Source organism: Streptomyces sp. NBC_01410, assembly GCF_045040195.1.
In the GTDB taxonomy this organism is placed as follows: Bacteria; Actinomycetota; Actinomycetes; order Streptomycetales; family Streptomycetaceae; genus Streptomyces.
In genome coordinates this window covers 2,679,591-2,700,316 of the sequence record NZ_CP109530.1, presented here as the reverse complement: position 1 = coordinate 2,700,316, position 20,726 = coordinate 2,679,591, and the positions used below count along the sequence as shown (strand labels likewise).

Genomic DNA, 20,726 nt, shown 5'->3' with positions numbered 1-20,726 from the left:
AGAGTGACCGGTGGCGAGACGTATGTCAGTCCTTATCGAACTGGCGTCGCCAAATGCGCTTGAAGGGTGGGGGGATGGTTGAGGATTGCCAGGGGGGACGGTCTGCGGGCCGCACGCATCAAGGCAGGATTAACGCAGGACGAAGTGGCGCGAAGGGCCGAAATCAGCGTCAGAACCGTCCGTCATATTGAACGTGGCCAGGTGAAGAATCCGCGCCACGAGACCTTGGCGCGGATGGCCGAGGTGGTCGGGTACGACTACGAGGCGGCGGGGCCGGGGAGTGAGCCCGACACCGATCTGCAGCCCGACCAGCCCGGATTCCGCTATGAGATACGCCTGCTGGGGCCGCTGACGGTTCTGTGCACGGGGCTGCCCGTGGCCATGCCGCTGAAGCAGCGGGCACTGCTCGGGCTGCTCGCCGTACAGCCGGACCAGACCGTGAGCCACGAAGAAATAGCGGATGTGCTCTGGAGCGGTGAAGCGCCGCCCGCTTACCAGAAATTGGTGCATACCTATGTGGCGCGACTGCGCCGCCTCATCGAGCCGGGGCAGGGCAGGCACGGAAGAGGAGCCCGCCGTATCAGTACGGTGCGCGGCGGATACGTCTTCAACAGTAGAGGCGTTGAGCTGGACCTCCGTCAGTTCGAGGAACGCAGCGCACAGGCCAAGCAGACGGCGGCGGCCGATCCGATGGCCGCGCTCGAATTGTTCGGCCAGGCTCTGCGCGGCTGGCAGGGGCGGCTCCTGCAGGATCTGTCGCAGTTGTGGCAGCACCCCGCCGTCGTCAGGGTGGCGCAGCGGCATATCGATGTGGCGATCGATTTCGCGGATCTGGCAATCAGGCTGAACCGTTCCGCCTTTGCGGTCGAACATCTCAGGGTCGCGTCGTACGAGGAGCCCCTGCACGAGGCACTCCAGGCGCGGATCATGCTCGCGCTCGCCGGCTCCGGGCGGCGGGCGGCAGCGCTGCGCCTCTTCGCCGATCTGCGGATGCGGCTGAAGAAGGAACTGGGCGTCGAGCCGAGCGAAGAGATCTGGCAGGCGCGCAACGCCATCCTGATGGACGACGGCCCCGACGGGCGCACCGATCAGGCGGCCGCCGGGCCGCCCGGCTCGGGGACGACCCATGCGTACGGCACGGCCCGCGACTCCTGGCCCGCGCCCACCCCGTCGCCCTTCGTGGCAGAGGCGGCCCGCCCCAGAAGCCTTGCTCCACCGGCGCAACTTCCGCCGGTCATCACGCCTTTCATCGGCCGGCAGGAGCAACTGGGGATTCTGGACGGTCTCTTGGCACACCAGCGCAAGGGGCACCCCTCCGTGGGCATCGCCGCCATTCACGGACCGCCCGAGATCGGAAAGACGGCACTGGCCGTGCGGTGGGCCCATCACCGTCACGAGGAATTCACCGACGGGCAGCTCTACGCCGATCTGCAAGGCAGCGCCGAATCCACGGGGCGGCCGGTCGACCCCCGCACGGTGCTCAACCGCTTCCTGCGGTCCCTCGGAGTGCCGGACACCTGGATCCCGGACACCCGGGAAGAGGCGTCCGCCCTGTTCCGCAGCCTCCTCGCCGGGCGCCACTTCCTGGTGCTGCTCGACGACGCGGCGGACGCGGCGCAGGTCCGCGCACTGCTGCCGGGCACTCCGGGAAATCTGGTGGTCGTCACCAGCAGATCGCCGCTGATGGATCTGGTGACCCGCGAGGGCGCCCAGTCCATCGCCCTGGACGTCCTGTCCGCGGCGGAGTCGTACGCCCTGATCGAGACGCATCTCGGTCCCGAGCGTACGCAGGCGGAGCCCGACGCCACGGCCGAACTGGCCGCGGTCTGCGGGCAGTATCCGCTGGAGCTGCGCATGGCCGTCGCCAGGCTCGCGGCGACACCGCACCTGTCGATCCACGCACTTGTCACCGAACTCGCGCGAAGGGCCGCCGACCACTCCTATGCGCTGCGGTCCAAGCAGTCGGTGACTTCGACCAGGACTCGCAATGCAGGCAACGGCCGGTGGCACCGGCTGACATGACCGCTGACAGCCTTGCGCGAGGCTGACAGGACATCTTCTCCCGTCTTCCTCCACTCAATCACCGCAGCTCAGCACGGGAATTCCGCCCAGCACAGGCCGAACGAATGATTGCCATGAGGTAAATCGGCCTTTGCTGGTGCGGAGTTCGGTTGCTCGGACAGGGGCTCAGACCTATGGTCAAAGCTCGCGGGCAAGTCCCGAATAATGGCCGGGTTTTCGGTCATTGCTGATGATTGTTTGCGCCTCCATGTGCGAGGCGCCCTTACGGGGAATGCGAAAGTCCCCGAAGGCGTGCAATAAGCCGTGGGAGAGGATGGGAAATGGCGAACGTTACGGCCGAAGAAGCCCAGAAATGGCTGATCGACGAGATCGCACAGCGCCTGGGTGTGGAGCCGACGGAGGTCCCGGCCGACCAGTACTTCGACGAGCTCGACCTGGACAGCACCCAGGCGCTCATCATCGCCGGTGAGATGGAGAGCTGGCTCGGCTTCGAGCTCGGTACGACGGCGCTGTGGTACCACCCGACCATCGAGGCTCTCGCGGCGCACATCGCCGAGGAGTGCGCGGCGCGTTCCGCCGCGGCGTAGCGCCTGCGGCGCCGGGCCGGTGGCACTGGCCGGCGCCGCTCGACAGCGCGGCCGGCCCCGTCCGTACCCCGGCGACCACGTCCGTACAGCCGCTCGCCGGCACGGCCCCAGAGCCTCGTCCCACGGGAGGCGAACCTCAGCCCCGTCCGCCATCCCGTGGGACGAGACACCCGGCCGCGCCGAACGGTCCGAACGGACCGGTCGCGCACACCGCACCAGGCGACCCCTCCACGATGCGGACCCGCCCGCTGCAGCAACCGTCGCCGACCTGGTCCGCCGCCCCCGAGGGCGCGCGCCGCCCGCCTCGGGCCGCCGGCCCCCGTGCCACAGGCGCCGAGACCGAAGTCCCTGTTCGCCCAGATCCAGAGAGACTTGCCGTGAACTCATCGCAGGAATCCGACCTCGACCGTCGGCTCGCCCGGGACCCCATCGCCATCGTCGGCCTCTCCGCGCTCTACCCCAAGTCCAGCAACCTGCAGGAATTCTGGGCGAACGTCGTCTCGGCCGCCGACTGCATCGACGATGTGCCCGCGGACCACTGGGACGTCGACGAGCACTACGACCCCGACCCCACGGTGCCGGACAAGACGTACTCCACGCGCGGCGGGTTCATCCCCGACGTGCCGTTCAACCCCCTGGAGTTCGGCCTTCCGCCGAACACGCTGGAGGTCACGGACGTACTGCAGCTGCTGAGCCTGGTCGTCGCGCGCGATCTGCTCAAGGACGCCGGAGCCGACCAGCCCTGGTACGACGCCTCGCGCACCGGCGTCGTCCTCGGCATCACCGGCGCCAACCAGCTGACCCAGCCGCTGACCGCACGGCTCCAGAGCGGAGTGCTCAAGGAGGTCGTCCGCAGCTGCGGACTGTCCGCCAAAGATGCCGAGGAGATCGTCGCCAAGTTCCGCCTCGCGTACGCGCCGTGGGAGGAGAACTCCTTCCCTGGCATGCTCGGCAACGTGGTCGCCGGACGGGTCGCCAACCGACTCGACCTCGGCGGCATCAACATGACGATCGACGCCGCCTGCGCCAGCTCGCTCGGCGCCGTCCGCACCGCCGCCAGCGAACTGCTCGAAGGCCGCTCCGACACGATGCTGGTGGGCGGCTGCGACGCCGAGAACACCATCTTCATGTACCTGTGCTTCAGCAAGACGCCCGCGCTGTCCAAGTCCGGGCGCATCCGCCCGTTCGACAAGGACGCCGACGGCACGCTGATCGGCGAGGGCATCGGCATGCTCGCGCTGCGCCGCCTCGCCGACGCCGAGCGCGACGGCAACCAGATCTACGCGGTACTGCGCGGCATGGGCACCTCCAGCGACGGCCGGTTCAAGTCCATCTACGCCCCCCGCAAGGAAGGGCAGATGGTCGCGCTGCGCCGCGCGTACGAGGACGCCGACTGCTCGCCCGCGAGCATCGAGCTCTTCGAGGCGCACGGCACCGGCACCGCCGTCGGCGACGCCACCGAGCTGAGCGCCCTGTCCGCCGTCGTCTCCGACGGCAACGAAAGCCGTCAGTACGCGGCCGTCGGCAGTGTGAAGTCGCAGATCGGCCACACCAAGGCGGCCGCAGGCGCGGCCGGCCTGATCAAGCTGGCGCTCGCGCTGCACCACAAGGTGCTGCCGCCCACCATCAACGTGGACGAGCCCAACCCCGCCATCGACTTCGACTCCGGACCGTTCTACGTCAACACCGAGGCCCGGCCCTGGATCCGCGACCCCGAGCGCCCCAAGCGCCGCGCCGCGATCTCCTCGTTCGGCTTCGGCGGCACCAACTTCCACATGGTGCTCGAGGAGCACGGCGACGGCGAAGACCTGCGCGTCAGCTACCCGGTCGCGGCCGTGCACCTGTGGCACGCCCCGGACACCGCCGCCCTCATCGAGGCGCTTGCCGCTGGTACGCCCGCGACCGGAGGACCGGCCCCCGAGAGCCACGCCCGCGTCGCGCTGGTCGCCCGCACCGAGGACGAGCTGAAGACGCTGCGCGAGCTGGCTCTCGGCGAACTGCGCTCCCGGCCCGAGGCGGACGCCTGGTCCCACCCCAAGGGCGTCCACTTCCGCAAGACCGCTGCACCGGCCGGCAAGGTCGCGGCCCTCTTCGCCGGTCAGGGCAGCCAGTACGTCAACCTCGGCCAGAGCGCCGTCATGGCGCTGCCGCCGCTGCGCGCCGCCTTCGACCGGGCCAACCTGCACTTCGAGGGCTCCGAGCCGCTGTCCCGCATCGCCTTCCCGCCGCCGCTGTTCGGCGACGGCGTACGCACGGCGCAGGAAACCGCGCTCCAGGCGACCGCCTACGCCCAGCCCGCCATCGGCGCGCTGTCGGCCGGACAGTTCCGCTACCTTTCCGAACTCGGCTTCGCCGCCGAGGGGTTCCTCGGCCACAGCTTCGGGGAACTGACCGCCCTGTGGGCCGCGGGCGCACTCGACGACGACGCCTTCTTCGCGCTGGCACGAGCCCGCGGCAAGGCGATGGCCCCGCCGCCGGAGACCGGCTTCGACGCCGGTGCGATGGCAGCGGTCTCCGCCCCCGAGGAGCGCGTGGCCGAACTCCTCGCCGACCGTGCGGGTCTGGTCGTCTGCAACCGCAACGCGGCCGACCAGATCGTGATCGGCGGCGGCACCGAGGAAGTGGAGCGCCTGGTCGCGGCAGCCAAGGCGGCGGGCCTCCGCGCCAGCCGACTGCCGGTCTCGGCCGCCTTCCACACCCCGTTCGTCGGCCACGCGGTCGACGCCTTCCGCGGCGACGTGGAGCGCTTCGAGGTCCGCCGGCCTAACGGCACCGTCTTCGCCAACACCAAGGGCGCGGTCTACTGCGACGACATCGCCGCCAACCGCAAGGTCCTGGCCGAGCAGCTCATCAACCCGGTCGACTTCGCCGCCCGCGTCGAGGAGATGTACGCGGCCGGGTTCCGGGTCTTCGTCGAGTTCGGCCCCAAGAGTGTGCTCACCCAGCTGGTACGCCGCATCCTCGGCGACCGCGAGCACACGGTCGTCAACCTCGACGCCGGTCCCGGACGCGACGCGGACGTCGCGCTCAAGCAGGCCGTCGCCCAGCTCGCCGTCCTCGGACTGCCGCTGGCCACCGCCGACCGCTACGTGGCGGCGCCGGTGGAGAACGCGCCGACCAAGGGGATGTCGATCCTCCTGAACGGCATCAACTACGTCTCGCCCCAGCGCAAGGCGGCCTACCGCGACGCGATCGACAACGGCTACCGCATCGCGGTCCCGGCCACTCCGGCCGCTCCGGCGCCGTCCGCGCCCGCTCCGGTGCCGGCACCGGCGGCACGTCAGGCCCTTCCGGCGGCCCCGGACCGGGGTCCGGTGCGAAGCCCCGGGACGCCGGCACCGGCCACCGCCTCCGCCGCGACCGGTGTCGCCACGGCCACCGCCCTGGCCACCGCACCGGCACCCGCACCCGCTCCGGTTCAGGCGGCGCCCGCCCCCGCCCCCGCTCCCACCGTCATGGAGACAGCCCACGTGGACAGTGACCGCCTGGCCGATCTTGTGGCCGACCATCTTTCCCTGCACGACGAGTACCTCAACGGCCAGCTGCAGAGCGCCGAACGCCTCACCGGTCTGCTGGAGCGCGCCGCCGACCAGGGGCAGCTCGGCCAGGTGCTGGCCGGGGTCAACGCCGTCAAGGAGCACGGCCTGGACATCGGCCGAAGCCACCTGCGGGCGAACGAGATCCTGCGCGACCTGGCCGGCCTGGAGCTGGGCAACGCCCCGGCCCCGACTCGCGCGGCTGCCCCGCAGCAGATCGCACCGGCCGCCCTCGCCACGGCACCCCAGGCCGTGACTCCCGCCCAGGTCCCGGCCGCGCTGACGGCGGCCCCGGCTCCCGCCGCGCCGCAGGCTCTGCCCGCCGCCGCGCCCGCCGTCGTCGCTCCGGTCCCGGCCGCCACCCCGGCTCCCGCTCCGGCGGCGGTCGTGGTCGCACAGCCCGCGGTGGACGTCGAGGCCGCGCTGCTCGAGGTGGTCGGTGAGAAGACCGGTTACCCGGCGGACATGCTTGAGCTGGACATGGACATCGAGGCGGACCTCGGTATCGACTCGATCAAGCGGGTCGAGATCATGGGCGTGTTGCAGGAGCGACTGGGCGAGACGGTCTCCGCCGGACCGGAGCAGCTCGGTGAACTCCGTACCCTGCGCCACATAGTCGACTTCATGGCCGAGGCCGCGGGCTCTGCTGCCGCCGCTCCCGCTCCCGCTCCGGCCGCGGCGGTTGCCGCGAAGCCCGCGGTGGATGTCGAGGCTGTCCTGCTCGAGGTGGTCGGTGAGAAGACCGGTTACCCGGCGGACATGCTTGAGCTGGACATGGACATCGAGGCGGACCTCGGTATCGACTCGATCAAGCGGGTCGAGATCATGGGCGTGATGCAGGAGCGCCTGGGCGAGACAGTCTCCGCCGGACCGGAGCAGCTGGGTGAACTGCGTACCCTGCGCCACATAGTCGACTTCATGGCCGAGGCCGCCGGTGCCGCTGCCGCCCCCGCTGCCCCGCAGCCCGCCGCCCCCGCTCAGACCGCAGCTCCGGCCGCCGCGCAGGCCGGCCCGGACGCCGCCGGTCTGGAAGCCGCGCTCCTCGAGGTCGTCGGTCAGAAGACCGGTTACCCGGCGGACATGCTCGAGCTGGACATGGACATCGAGGCGGACCTCGGTATCGACTCGATCAAGCGCGTCGAGATCATGGGCGTGATGCAGGAGCGGTTCGGCGAGTTGGTGGCCGCCGGTCCCGAGCAGCTCGGTGAACTGCGTACGCTCCGCCACATCGTGGATTTCATGGCGGGCGGCACTGACGCGTCAGTCGCCGCCCGGACCTCCGCGACCCTGGCCGCCGACGCGACCGCCGCCGAGCCCGCCGCCGACAACTCCCGCGCCGGTATCGGCCGGGCCCAGGCCGCGCTCGTCACCCTCCCCACCCCCGACCTGCTGATCGGCGCCTACCCGGAGGGCTCGGGCGCGCTGGTCGTGGACGACGGTGCGGACCTCGCGCCGGTCCTCGTGAACCGTCTCATCGAGTCGGGCCGCCACGTGCACGTACTGCGGCTGCCGGGTGTGGCCCAGCGCGTCAGCGGAGTCAAGGACCACTCCCTGACCGGCTGGGGAGTGACCGAACTCGCCGACCGGATGGAGGAGATCCTCGCCGACCGGATCAGCCTGGTCATCGACCTCTCCGCCGCGCACGGCGGTGACTGGACCGAATCGGTACGCCGCCTCGCGCACACGCTGCTCGTCGCCAAGCACGCGGTCGAGCCGCTGAGCACCGCGGCCACGGCGGGCCGGGCCGCCTTCGTCACCGTCACGCGCCTCGACGGGGCCTTCGGCCTCGGCGGAGTCGACGAGGAGCTCGCCCCCGCCGGCGGTGTGGCGGGCCTGGTCAAGACCCTGGCGGTGGAAGCGCCCCAGCTGTTCACCCGGGCTCTGGACCTCGCCCCCGCCCTCACCCCCGAGGCCGGCGGCGACCTCGTCCTGAACGAGGTCCACGACGCCGTCACCGACACGGTGCAGGTCGGCCACGACGGTACGCGCCGGGTCGGCCTCACCCTCGCCGAGCGGCCGCTGACCGACACGGGCGCCGATGTCGCACCGCTCACCTCCGACGACGTACTGGTGGTCACCGGCGGCGGACGCGGCATCACCGCGGACTGTGTGATCGAGCTGGCGAAGCAGTACAAGCCGGGGCTGCTGCTGCTCGGCCGCACCCCGCTGGACGAGGAGCCGCAGTGGGCGTACGGCGTCGAGGCCGCCGCTCTCAAGGCCGCGGCAGCGGGCCAGTTGAAGGCGGCGGGCGAGAAGCCCACCCCCAAGCGGGTCGAGCAGCTCTACCGGGCCGTCGTCGGTGCCCGTGAGATCCGTAAGACCATCGAGGACGTACGGGCCGCCGGAAGCCAGGTCGAGTACCTGGCGGTGGACATCACAGACCCGGCTGCCGTTGCCGCCGCCCTCGCTCCGCACAAGGAGCGCATCAGCGGCCTGGTGCACGGTGCGGGTGTTCTGGCCGACCAGCTGATCGCCAACAAGAAGGCCTCCGAGATCGAGCGGGTCTTCGCTCCCAAGCTGGCCGGGCTGCGCGCCGTGACCGCCGCGCTGCCCGCCGACGCACTGCGCCACGTGGTGCTCTTCTCCTCGGTCGCCGGATTCTTCGGCAACCGCGGCCAGTCGGACTACGCCATGGCCAACGAGGTCCTCAACGCCTGGGCGTCCTCCTGGAAGCAGCGCCACCCGGCCGCCCGTGTCACCTCGCTCAACTGGGGTGCCTGGGACAGCGGGATGGTCTCCCCGGAGGTCAAGGCGGTCTTCCAGGAGCGCGGCATCACGCTGATCCCGGCGGACACCGGAGCCCAGATGTTCACCGAGCAGTTCGCCCCCGAGCACGCCGGGGACGTGGTGACCGTACTCGGCCCGACGACGCCCCTCTCGGAGCCGGAGCGGACCGTGCCCACGGCCACCGTCACCGTCGAGCGAAACCTCGGCGAGCTGGCGGGCGACCCGATCCTCACCGACCACGTCATCGGCGATTCGCCGGTGCTTCCGGCGGCCGTCGCGCTCGGCTGGGCGATCGGCGCGGTCGAGCGGGCCGGTGCCACCGAGGTGCGCCGGGTCAGCGACTTCTCGGTCCACAAGGGCATCGTCTTCGACGGTACGCAGCCCGAGCAGGTCAGCCTGGCGATGACCCCGGCCGGGGACACCGTCAAGGTGGCCATCCGCGCGACCGACGCCGAGGGAGTCGCACGACCGCGCTACGCGGCCACCGTCGCCCCGGGGACCACGCTCGCCGATGCCACCGTCGCCGGACTGCCGGCGCTCGGCTCCGGCCGGGACGCCGCCGGCTTCTACAGCGACGGAACGCTCTTCCACGGACCTGCCCTGCGCGGTGTGCGCCGGGTGCTGGCCGAGGACGAGTCCCGGCTGGTCCTCGAGTGCGAACTGCCCGAACTCCGGCCCGCCGGAGGCGCCTTCGGCGGCTCCCGCTTCGCGCCGGGTACGGCGGACCTGTTGCTCCAGGCGGGCCTTGTGTGGGTGAGGCTGTTCCGCGGCACCGCGGGGCTGCCCCTCTCCGTGGGCCGGGCCGATCTGCACCACCCGCTGCCGGACGGTGAGCCGTTCCTGATCGTGGTGGAGCCCGCACCGTCGGGCAGCAGCATCGGCGCCTCGCTCACCATCACCGCCTGCGCCCCCGACGGACGGGTGCTCACCCGCTTCGACGGCGTATCCGTGGTCTCGGCCCCGCAGTTGGCGGCCAAGTTCATCAGCAGCTGATTGACGCCTCGTAGCTGACGCAAGCGATCGGGTCGGCCCGGACGGTGCTCACCGTGCCCCAGCCGTCCGGGCCGGCCGCCCCTCAGAAGGGACCCCAGAGCTCTCATGAGCAAGTACGCCATCGTTGGCCTCTCCTGCCTGTTTCCAGGAGCGGAGACACCTGCCGAGTTCTGGCAGAACCTCCGTACCGGGGCGGACAGCCGCAAGGAAGGGGGCGAAGAGGTCTTCGGCCCCGCCCTCGACGCCCGGGACACCGACCCCCAGCACGGCATCTACTGCAGCCGGGGCGGCTTCATCACAGACTTCGACTTCGACCCGTCCGGCTATCTCCTCGACCCCGGCCATCTCGCGGGACTCGACCGCATCTTCCACTGGTCCCTGCATGTCGCCAGGGAGGCGCTGCGCGACAGCGGCCACGCGGACCGCCCCGAGATCCTGGCCCGTACCGGACTGATCCTGGGCAACTACTCCTTCCCCACGCCCACGTCCGCCGAGGTCAGCGTGCCGCTGGTCCAGGAGGCGGTGCTGGAGGGGCTGCGCGTGGCCGGACACCCGGCGCTCGGCGCGCTCGCCGAGCAGAACCGCCGTATCGACCGCGACGCACTCAAGCCCGAGGACCTGCGGGTCAGCGGCTCCCCGTCGTCCCTCGCCGCCACCGCCCTCGGGCTCGGCGGCCCCCGCTACGCGCTCGACGCCGCCTGCTCGTCCGCGCTGTACGCGCTCAAGCTGGCCTGCGACCATCTCGCCGCGGGCCAGGCCGACCTGGTGCTGGCCGGCGGTGTCTGCGCGCCGGACCCGACGCTGATCCACCTGTCGTTCTCGGACCTCCAGGCCTACCCCCGCGACGGCTTCAGCCAGCCCTTCGACGACAGGTCCGGCGGCATCCTCACCGGCCAGGGCGCGGGCATGGTCGCCGTCAAGCGGCTGGCCGACGCGCTGCGCGACGGCGACCGGATCCACGCCGTCGTCGACGGCATCGGCCTGACGAACGACGGCAGCGGACGCCATCTGCTGGTCCCGCAGGGCGGCGGCCAACTCCAGTCGTACGAACTGGCGTACGCGCAGGCGGGCATCGACCCGACCACCATCGACTACCTGGAGTGCCACGCCACCGGTACGCCCATCGGCGACTCGACCGAGGCAGATTCGGTGGCCGCGTTCTTCGGCGACGCGGGCAAGGTCCCGCTGATCGGCTCGGTCAAGGGCAACATCGGCCACCTCCTCACCGTGGCCGGGCTCAGCAGCATGCTCAAGGTCATCCTGGCCATGGGCAACGGCCACATCCCGCCGACCATCGGCGTGGAGCGGCCGGTCGCCTCCAAGGACGGACGCGTCGGCGAGGACACGCTGGTCCGCACGGGCCGGGAGTGGCCGCGCGGTGAGGACCCGCGCCGGGGAGCGGTCTCCGCCTTCGGCTTCGGCGGCACCAACGCGCATGTGGTGCTCTCCGAGCCGGTCGCCGAGACCGTCACCGAAGCGGCCGCGGCCACCGTGCCCGCCCTCGATGTGGTGGGCCTGGGCGCGCACTTCGGCTCCTTCGACTCCCTCGACGCCTTCGAGCGTGCCGTCCACGAGGGCAGCGACGCACTGGGCCCGCTGCCCGAGCGCCGCTGGCGCGGACTCGACCAGACCCGCGGCGGCTCCCTGGAGCACGGCACCGGCGTCTCGCCCGACGCGCTCCCGCACGGCGCCTTCGTGGACGGGCTCGGCATCGACCCCGTAGACCTCAAGATCCCGCCGTCGGACCTGCGGACGTACAACCTCCAGCACGCGCTCGCCTCCAAGGTGGCCGACGAGGCCCTGCACGACGCCGGCTTCAGCCGCGCCGTCGCTCAGGGCCAGACCGCTCCCGCACCACGCCGGGTCGCGGTCGTGGTGGCCATGGAGATCGAGCCCATGACGCATCTGCGGCTCACCCGCCGCACGCTCGGGGCCTTCGTACGCGAGGAGTTCGAGCGGGCCGGAGTCGCGATCGACGAGGAGCAGCTGGCCGCCGTGACGGCGGTCGGCCGCGACGCGGTGGTCGACCCGATCGTCGCCAACGAGGTCCTCAGCTTCATCGGCAACGTGATGGCGAGCCGTATCTCCTCGCTGTGGAACCTGACCGGACCGTCCTTCACCGTCTCCTCCGACGGTTCGGGCACCGCCGAGGCCCTGGAGGTCGCACGGCTGCTGCTGCTCGACCCCAGCATCGAGGCGGTCCTCGTCGGAGCGGTCGACCTGGCGGGCTCGGCGGAGAACCTGCTGCTGCGGCCCGATGTGGTCGCCGAGGCCGGGCTGACCTTCGGCGAGGGCAGCCGTGGCCGCCGTATCGGCGAGGGCGCGGGCGCGATCGTCGTCACCCGCCCCGGCGAGTCCGAGTCGACGGTGTACGCGCGCCTGGACTCGGTCGCCATCCGGCATGCCGCACCGGTGGCCGGCGCTGTGCCCGAGGCCGACGCGGCGACCCTCGCCTCCGCGGCCGAGGCGGCGCTGACCGCCGCGGGCGTCACGGCCGCCGACATCGGCTATCTGGAGGCCCACGCCGGCGGCACCGACATCCAGGACCGGGCCGAGATCGCCGGACTGGCCCGGGTCTACCCGGCTGCCGGCGGCAGTGTGGCCCTCGGCAGCGCCAAGGCGCAGATCGGCGAGGCCGGTTGTGCCGCGACCATGGCCGGACTCATCCGGTCCGTGCTCTGCCTGCACCACGGCTATCTGCCCGGCACCAGCGGCTGGAGCCGCCCCACCGGTGAGCTGGCCGACGACTTCGCTGCCTCCGCGCTGTACGTCCCGGACGCGTCGCGCCCGTGGCTGCGCGAGACCAAGGGCGCCCGCCGGTACGCGGCCCTCAGCTTCATCGGCGCCTCCGGAGCCCACGGCCACCTCGTGCTCTCCGCCGAGGCCACCCGTGGCGCGGTCACGCCGAGCGACTGGCAGCGCGCGGGCGGCCCCGTCGTACTGCCCCTGGCCGCCGACTCCTTCGAGGCCCTGCACGCCTCGATCGAGCAGCATCTGGAACTGCTCGAAGTCGCCGACCCGTACGCGCTGGCCCGCGAGGCGGCCAAGGAACTCGCGGGCAGGAAGCTGCGCGCGGTCTTCGTCGGCCGTGGCCGCGCCGAGCTGCGGGCCCAACTGGAGCTCGCCGCACGGGATCTGCCCGGCGTGCACGCCGAGGGCGGCGAATGGGCCACCCCGGCCGGGAGCTTCTTCACCGCCCGGCCCATCGGCTCCGACGGCAAGGTCGCCCTGGTCTACCCGGGCGCGTTCAACTCCTACCCGGGACTCGGCCAGGACTTCTTCCGGGCCTTCCCGGGACTGCTCGACCGGTTCGAGAGCCAGGCGGACGAGCCCGCGCTGCACCTTCGTTCCCGCGCCCTCTACCCGCGCACCCAGGTCACCCCGGGGCGGCGCGAACTGATGGGCCTGGAAGCCGAACTGGGCGAGGACATCCCGTTCATGCTCGCCACCGGAACCAGCTTCGCGATCCTCTACACGGACCTGGTCCGGGAGGTGCTCGGCGTCCGGGCGCACGGCGGATTCGGCTACAGCCTCGGCGAGTCGAGCATGCTCTTCGCCACCCGGGGCTGGCTCCCCGAGAGCCGCCGCGACGAGCTGATCAGCGATACGCCGATCTTCAAGGACCGGCTGTGCGGGCCGAAGCGTACGGTGCGCGAGCACTGGGACCTGCCCGAGTCCGTCAAGGACGCGGAGGTGTGGGCCAGCCATGTGCTGCTCACCGACGCGGACACCGTGCGGGAGGCGCTGACCCGCTACGACCGGGTCCACCTCACGCACATCAACACCCCCAACGAGCTGGTGATCGCCGGAGACCCGGCCCAGTGCAAGGCCCTGGTCAAGGAACTGGGCTGCCCCGCCGCGCGCTCACCCGTCAACGCGGTCATGCACTGCCCGGTCGTCGACGCCGAAGTCGGCGGCCTGGCCGGTCTGAACGACTACCCCACCGGCTCGTTCGGCGATCTGGAGCTGTTCAGCGCCTACGACTACGAGGCGCTGCCCGGCCTGGCCCGCAAGGAGATCGCCCGGCGCATCGCCCACACCCTGCGCTCCCCGATCGACTTCCCGCGCCTCGTACAGGGCGCGCACGACCGCGGATTCCGCTACTTCCTGGAGGTCGGCCCCAGCGCGACCTGCTCGCGCTGGATCCACGACACGCTCGGCGACGCGGCCCATGTCGCGCTGCCGGTGGACCGGCGCGGGGCGCCGGCCACGAAGTCCGTCGCGCAACTGGTGGCCCGCCTGGTCAGCCACGGCCTGGAACTCGATCTGAGGCCGCTGCTGGGTACCGAGGCGGACCAGGTCCCGGCCAGGTCCGCCCGCGCCTTCCGGTTCAAGGTAGGCGGCGGTGACCCCGTACCGGCGCGCGTCGCCCGGGGGATCGCGGCGACCCGCCCGGCGCCCGAGCCGGTCCGGGCACCGCAGCCCCTGGCCGCCGCGGCGGCACCCGCCAAGCCCGCCCCTGCCCCCACGCCAGCCCCTACCCCTGTGCCCGTACCGCCCGCGCCCGTCCCGTCCGTACCGCCGGAGGACTCCGTCATGCCTGCCGACCCGACTCTCGCTGACGCGGAGGTCATCGCCTTCGACGGCACCCCGATCTCCTTCCTGCCGTGGGCGCCGGCCGCGCCCGGGGCGCCCGAGCCCGCTGCCTCAGGACCGGTGCCCGCGGCACCGGTCGCCGTACCGGTCGCGGCACCGGCTGCTCCCGCCAAGACCGCCAAGCCCGCCCCTGCACCCGCCACCGCATCCGCCGCCTCCGGGGACCCCGCCGCCGATCTGGTCCGGGAGATCCGCCAGCAGATGGTCGCCACCCACTCGGTGGTGATGGAGACCCAGCGCATCCTCCAAGGCGCCACGCTCAGCCGGATGGAGGCGCTCCTCGACGGAGCCACCGCCCCGGCACCCGCACCCGCCCCGCGCACCGCGGACCTCGCACAGCAGCCGGCCCTGACGGCGGCCGTGTCCGACCAGGCCGTACGCCCGGCCCTGCCCCCTGCGGCTCCCGCCCGCGCCGCGACGCCCGCCGCTTCCGGCCCCGCCACGCCGCCGCCCCCGCCCGCAGACCGTGAGGTCAAGGAGGGCGTCATCAAGGAGGGCGTGATCTGGGACGAGGCGGATCTGCTGGAGTTCGCCGTCGGCTCCGTCGCCAAGGTCTTCGGCCCGGAGTTCGGCGTCATCGACGGCTACGCCAAGCGCGTCCGGCTGCCCGCACCCCCGTACCACTTCGTCACCCGCGTCACCGAACTCAGCGGTACGACAGGCGAGTTCAAGCCCGCCACCATCACCACCGAGTACGACGTCCCCGAGGACGCCTGGTACGCCGTGGACGGCGGCGTGCCGCCGGCCGTGACCGTCGAGGCCGGCCAGTGCGACCTGCTGCTCGTCAGCTACCTCGGCATCGACTTCCGCAACAAGGGCGAGCGCGTCTACCGGCTGCTCGACAGCACGCTGATCTTCCGCGGCAATCTGCCCCGGGTCGGCCAGACCCTGCGCTACGACATCTCCATCGACCGCTTCGTCCACCAGGGCGACACCACGCTCTTCTTCTTCAGCTACAAGTGCTACGCCGACGGTGAGCTGATCCTCGAACTCCACGACGCCTGCGCCGGGTTCTTCAGCCAGGCGGAGCTCGACACCCCGCTCGGCGTCGTCATGACCGAGAAGGAGAAGGCCGCCCGCGCCGCGCTCCCCAAGGGCTGGTTCAAGCCCCTCGCGTACACCGAGAAGAACCACCTGACCTCCGGCGACCTGGAGCTGCTCGCCCAGGGCCGCATCGGTGAGGTCTTCGGCCCTGACCACGCCCAGGACCCGGGCATCAACCCGGCGATCCGGCTGCCCGACGCCAAGCTGCGGATGGTCGACGAGGTCACCATCGACCGCAAGGCCGGTCCGCGCGGCCTCGGCACACTCAGCGCGATCAAGAAGCTGACGCCCGACGCCTGGTACTTCACCTGCCACTTCCCGGACGACCACGTGCTGGCCGGCTCGCTGGTCGCCGAGGGCGCCGTACAGCTCCTCCAGATCTACCTCATGCACCAGGGCATGCATCTGACGCTGCCGGACGCGGCCTTCCAGTGCGTGACCGACGTCCCGATCGAGGTCCAGGTCCGCGGCCAGATCACCCAGCAGCACGAGGAGATCCGCTACGAGGTCGAGGTCATGGAGCTCACGCTCCTGCCGCGCGCCACGGTGATCGCCGACGTGCTGATCTACCTGGGCGACAAGCCGGTCATCAAGATGAAGGGCCTCGGCCTCCAGGTCCGCGAGAAGGAGGGCACGCCCTACCGTCCCGAGGCGGGCGGTGTGCCGCAGTTCCTCGGCCGCCGCAACAGGAACGGCGAGCCCGCCATGATCAACGAGATGCATCTGGCGCACGCCGCCAAGGGCCTGCTCGACGTCGCGATGGGACCGGAGTTCGAGGTCTACCGCAACAGCCGCGCGCCGTACATCCCCAACGGGGACTTCCAGTTCGTCGACCGGGTCATGTCCCTCAAGGGCACGCGCGGCGACCTGCGCACCCCCGGCTCGGAGATGGTCACCGAGTACGACTCCCCGGCGGACGCCTGGTACTACGAGCAGAACTCCCACCCGCACATGCCGAACGCGATCTACATGGAGTCCTCGCTCCAGGCGGCGATCTTCCTCGGCTACTACCTCGGCGCGACCCTCGAACGCCCCGAGGAGCAGTACGCCATCCGCAACCTCGACGGCAGGGCGACGCTGGTCAAGGACATTGACCTGCGCGGCAAGACCATCCGCCACCACTCCAAGCTGCTGATGACCAGCGCGGTCTCGGGCGCGGTGCTGCAGAACTTCTCCTACGAACTCTCCGCCGACGGCGAGGTGTTCTACGTCGGCGAGTCGCTGTTCGGCTACTTCAGCGAGGCGGCGCTGGCCAACCAGGTCGGCCTGGACAACGGCAAGTGGGTCGCTCCCTGGATCGAGACGGCGAACGTCGACACCGCCAGGGTCCGCCGGATCGAACTCCCGGAGAACGCGCCGGCGTTCACCGACCCGGCCGGCGGCCATCTGCACCTTCCCGGTGGGCACTTCGCGCTCGTGGACCGGGTCGACCTCGTCGAGGACGGCGGCAACCACGGCAAGGGCTATATGCACGGGTTCCGCGAGATCCGGCCCGACGAGTGGTACTTCGACTGCCACTTCCACCGCGACCCGGTGATGCCCGGTTCGCTCGGGGTCGAGGCGATCCTCCAGGCGATGCGCCTGTTCGTGATCGAGCAGAACCTCGCCGACGGCATGGAGCGGCCGCACTTCGCGATGGCCACCGATGTGGAGATGGCCTGGAAGTACCGCGGCCAGATCCTGCGCCACGACAAGGAGTTGCAGTTCGACGTGCACATCAAGGAGGTCCGGCGCGAGGCGGACCGCCTGCTGGTGATCGCCGACGCGGATCTGTCGAAGCCGGGGCTGCGCATCTACGAACTCACCGACGTGGCCATCGAGGTCCGTTCCGCCACCGCCTGACGGTCCGCACCCGCGCACAGCCCAAGGAGCTTCGTTTCCCCATGGATATTCGCGACACCCCTCTCCGGTGGACCGGAGAGCGGTACCCCAGCACCGACCCGGCCGGGATCTACAACGCGCTGGCCGACCTGGACCACCCCTGCTTCATCGTCGTCACCCCGGACGGGATCGGTGCCGTCTCCGGCGGCTCGGTGACCGGCGGCGGTGACGGCCTGCCGCTGCTCGCCGCCGCTCAGCCGCTGCCCCCGCAGCGGCTGGGTTCGGCCGCCTTCCTCGCCGCCCACCGGGTGCGCCAGCCGTACATGGCGGGCGCCATGGCCGGCGGGATCGCCTCGGCCGACATGGTGATCGCCCTGGCCCGTGAGGGCTTCCTCGCCTCCTACGGCGCGGCCGGGCTGCTGCCCGAGACGATCGAGAAGGCGCTCGGCCGGTTCGCCGCCGAGATCCCGGGACTTCCCTACGCCGTCAATCTGATCCACAGCCCCAGCGAGGACCGTCTGGAGCGGGAGGCGGTGGAGCTGTTCCTGCGGCACGGCGTGCGGTGCGTGGAGGCGTCCGCCTTCATGGACCTCACCCCGCATGTCGTGCGCTACCGGCTGGCCGGACTGCGCACGGACCAGGACGGCCGGGTGGTCGCCGAGAACCGGCTGATCGCCAAGATCTCCCGCTCCGAGACCGCCGAGCGCTTCATGCGTCCGGCACCGGCCACCCTGGTCAGCTCCCTGCTCGAGCAGGGCCTGATCACCCACGACCAGGCGGCACTTGCCCACCATGTGCCGCTGGCCGACGACATCACCGTCGAGGCGGACTCGGGCGGCCACACCGACCGGCGTCCGCTGCCCGCGCTGCTGCCGACGATCCTGCGGCTGCGCGACACCGTCCAGCGCGAGCACCGCTACGCCGTGCCGATCACGGTCGGAGCAGGCGGCGGCCTCGGCACACCGGTCGCGGTGGCCGCGACCTTCGCGATGGGCGCCGCCTACGTCGTCACCGGCTCCGTCAACCAGTCCTGCCTGGAGTCCGGGGCGTCCACCGAGTCCAAGGCGATGCTCGCCGAGGCGGGCATCGCCGATGTCGACATGGCCCCGGCCGCCGACATGTTCGAGATGGGGGTGGACCTCCAGGTCCTCAAGAAGGGCACCCTCTTCCCGATGCGGGCCCGTCGGCTCTACCAGATCTACCAGGCATACGAAGGCATCGACGCGATCCCCGCGCCCGACCGGGCCAAGCTGGAGCAGCAGGTCTTCCGGCGGCCGCTGGAGGACGTCTGGCAGGAATGCGTCGGCTACTTCCAGCGCCGCGACCCGGAGCAGCTCACCCGCGCCGCGGGCAACCCCAAGCGCAAGATGGCGCTGATCTTCCGCTGGTACCTGGGCATGTCCTCGCGCTGGGCGGTCGTCGGCGACAAGGACCGCGCCATGGACTACCAGATCTGGTGCGGCCCGGCGATGGGCAGCTTCAACGACTGGGTGACCGGCAGCTATCTGAAGACCCCGGGCAACCGGCGGGTCGCCGACGTGGCCCACCATCTGATGCTCGGCGCCGCCTTCCACACCCGGCTCGCGCAGCTGCGCAGCACCGGTGTGCACATCCCCTCCACGGCGGGCGACTACCGTCCGGTGCCGCTGGAGACCCCGGCCCACGGCTCGCCGGCGGGTATGCGATGACCCTGCTCACGCCGGACGAGCTGGAGGCGCTGCTCGGCGACCCCGGCGACAACACCAATCCGTACGGCTTCGCCGCCGCCGTCGAGCGTGACGAGCGCGACGAGTTCCCCACCGCGCTCTGCGACGAGCTGCGCCGGGCCGGGTTCCACCTCAACTACCTGCCCAAGTCGTGGGGCGGCGAGCTGGAGTCCTTCGACCGCAGCCTCACCCTCGTACGCTCGGCGGCCCGCCGGGACGTCAACATCATGCCCGGCACGATGTTCAGCATCATCGCCGCGACCTGTCTGCAGCTGCACGGCACACCGGAGCAGCAGCGCCGGGCCGCGGGGATCCTGACCGGCGGCGGGGCGGTGGCCTTCGCGCTCACCGAGGCGGAGCACGGCAGCGATCTGCTCACCAACGAGGTCCGGCTGAGCCCGGAAGGCGAGCTGACCGGCGAGAAGTGGATGGTCGGCCTCGGCATGAGCTGCGAGGCGGTGTACGTGATCGCCCGCACCGGCGAGCGCGGCCCCGGCGCCTTCTCGGCGGTCCTGCTCGATCTGGCGGACATCCCCGAGGGACAGCTGGAGCGCACTCCCGCGGTCCGTACGGGCGGTATGCGCGGCATCGACATGGCCAGGCTGCGTTTCAACGGCCTGAAGGTGCCCGAGAAGGCGCTGGTCGGCAAGGAGGGCGAGGGGCTCGAAGCGGCCGTCAAGGCCCAGCAGGCCGTGCGGCTGATGAGCATGGCGGGCAGCCTGGGCATCGCGGACACCGCGCTGCGGCTCGCGCTGGACTTCGCCACGACCCGCAGGATCGGCCGCGCCGTCCTCACCGAATCGCCGCACCCCCGGCGTGAACTGGCCGTCGCCGCCGCGGCGTTGCTGGCCGCCGACACGGTGGCGCTGACCGCGGCACGCGGCGTCCATGTGGTGCCCGAGGCGTTCAGCGTCTGGGCACTGGCCGCCAAACACGTAGTGGCGGAGGCTACCGACGAGCTCATCCGCCGCTGCGGCACAGTGCTCGCCACCCGCTCGGTCCTGCGTGAGGGCGAGCGGGGGGCGGGCCTGTTCCAGAAGCTCCAGCGGGACTCGGCGGTCGTCCGGGTGATCGACGCGAGCACCCTGGCCAACCTCCGTTCCTTCGCGGGCCAGTTGCCCACGCTGACGGAGGGCGCGGCGGAGCCGGACCCGGCGGCCGTCGCCGCCGTCTACGGGCTCGACGCCGATCTGCCCGCCTACGAACCGGCCAGGCTCGACATGTTCGCCCGCGGCGTCGACCCCGTGCTCGCCGGACTCCCCGACGCCGCCACGGACGTGGCCGGAGCCCTGGGCGACGACGAGAGCGCGGCCCCCGTCGTCGAACTGCTCGGGCAGCTGGCCGGGGCCGTGGCCGGGCTCGGCGATCTGACCCGGACCGCACGGGAGCGCGGCGCCGACCCGAACGCACTGGTGGACGCCGCCGAGCGGTACGCCTGGCTGCACGCCGCTGCCTCCTGCGTCCACCTGTGGTGGGCCAACCGGGACCGGTCGCTGTACGGCACGCCGCCCGGCTCCGCCGGCTGGCTGGGCGCGACGCTCGGCTATCTGCTCGCCCGGGCCGACGGCGTCGACCCCCGTCACCACGGGGACGTACTGACGCCCGCGCTCGACGCCGTCGTGGCGCTGCGGGAGACCGGCCGGCTGTTCTCCGCCCTGCCCGTCCGACTGGCCACCACCCGATAGGAGTTCTTC

The 20,726-nt window shown here is 71.7% G+C and carries 6 protein-coding genes; all 6 read left to right on the top strand.

What is annotated here, in order from left to right:
* Positions 1–66: 66 nt before the first annotated feature.
* On the top strand, positions 67–2,022 hold the full coding sequence (locus OG741_RS12380) for a BTAD domain-containing putative transcriptional regulator (protein ID WP_405596983.1): 1,956 nt from the start codon (positions 67–69) through the stop codon (positions 2,020–2,022).
* 320 nt (positions 2,023–2,342) lie between these two features.
* Complete coding sequence (locus OG741_RS12375; protein WP_266476925.1) at positions 2,343–2,609, top strand: acyl carrier protein; 267 nt, start codon at positions 2,343–2,345, stop codon at positions 2,607–2,609.
* 377 nt (positions 2,610–2,986) lie between these two features.
* Entirely contained in the window at positions 2,987–9,865 is a 6,879-nt protein-coding gene (locus tag OG741_RS12370) for an SDR family NAD(P)-dependent oxidoreductase (RefSeq protein WP_405596980.1), read from the top strand.
* Positions 9,866–9,970: 105 nt separating this feature from the next.
* Complete coding sequence (locus OG741_RS12365) at positions 9,971–17,347, top strand: beta-ketoacyl synthase N-terminal-like domain-containing protein (RefSeq protein WP_405596977.1); 7,377 nt, start codon at positions 9,971–9,973, stop codon at positions 17,345–17,347.
* Between the two features lie 41 nt (positions 17,348–17,388).
* The gene (locus tag OG741_RS12360) at positions 17,389–19,014 is read left to right on the top strand and encodes a PfaD family polyunsaturated fatty acid/polyketide biosynthesis protein (protein WP_405596975.1); all 1,626 of its coding nucleotides are present in this window, start codon (positions 17,389–17,391) and stop codon (positions 19,012–19,014) included.
* Complete coding sequence (locus OG741_RS12355; protein ID WP_405596972.1) at positions 19,011–20,717, top strand: acyl-CoA dehydrogenase family protein; 1,707 nt, start codon at positions 19,011–19,013, stop codon at positions 20,715–20,717. Before OG741_RS12360 ends, OG741_RS12355 begins: the two co-directional genes overlap by 4 nt.
* Positions 20,718–20,726: the final 9 nt, after the last annotated feature.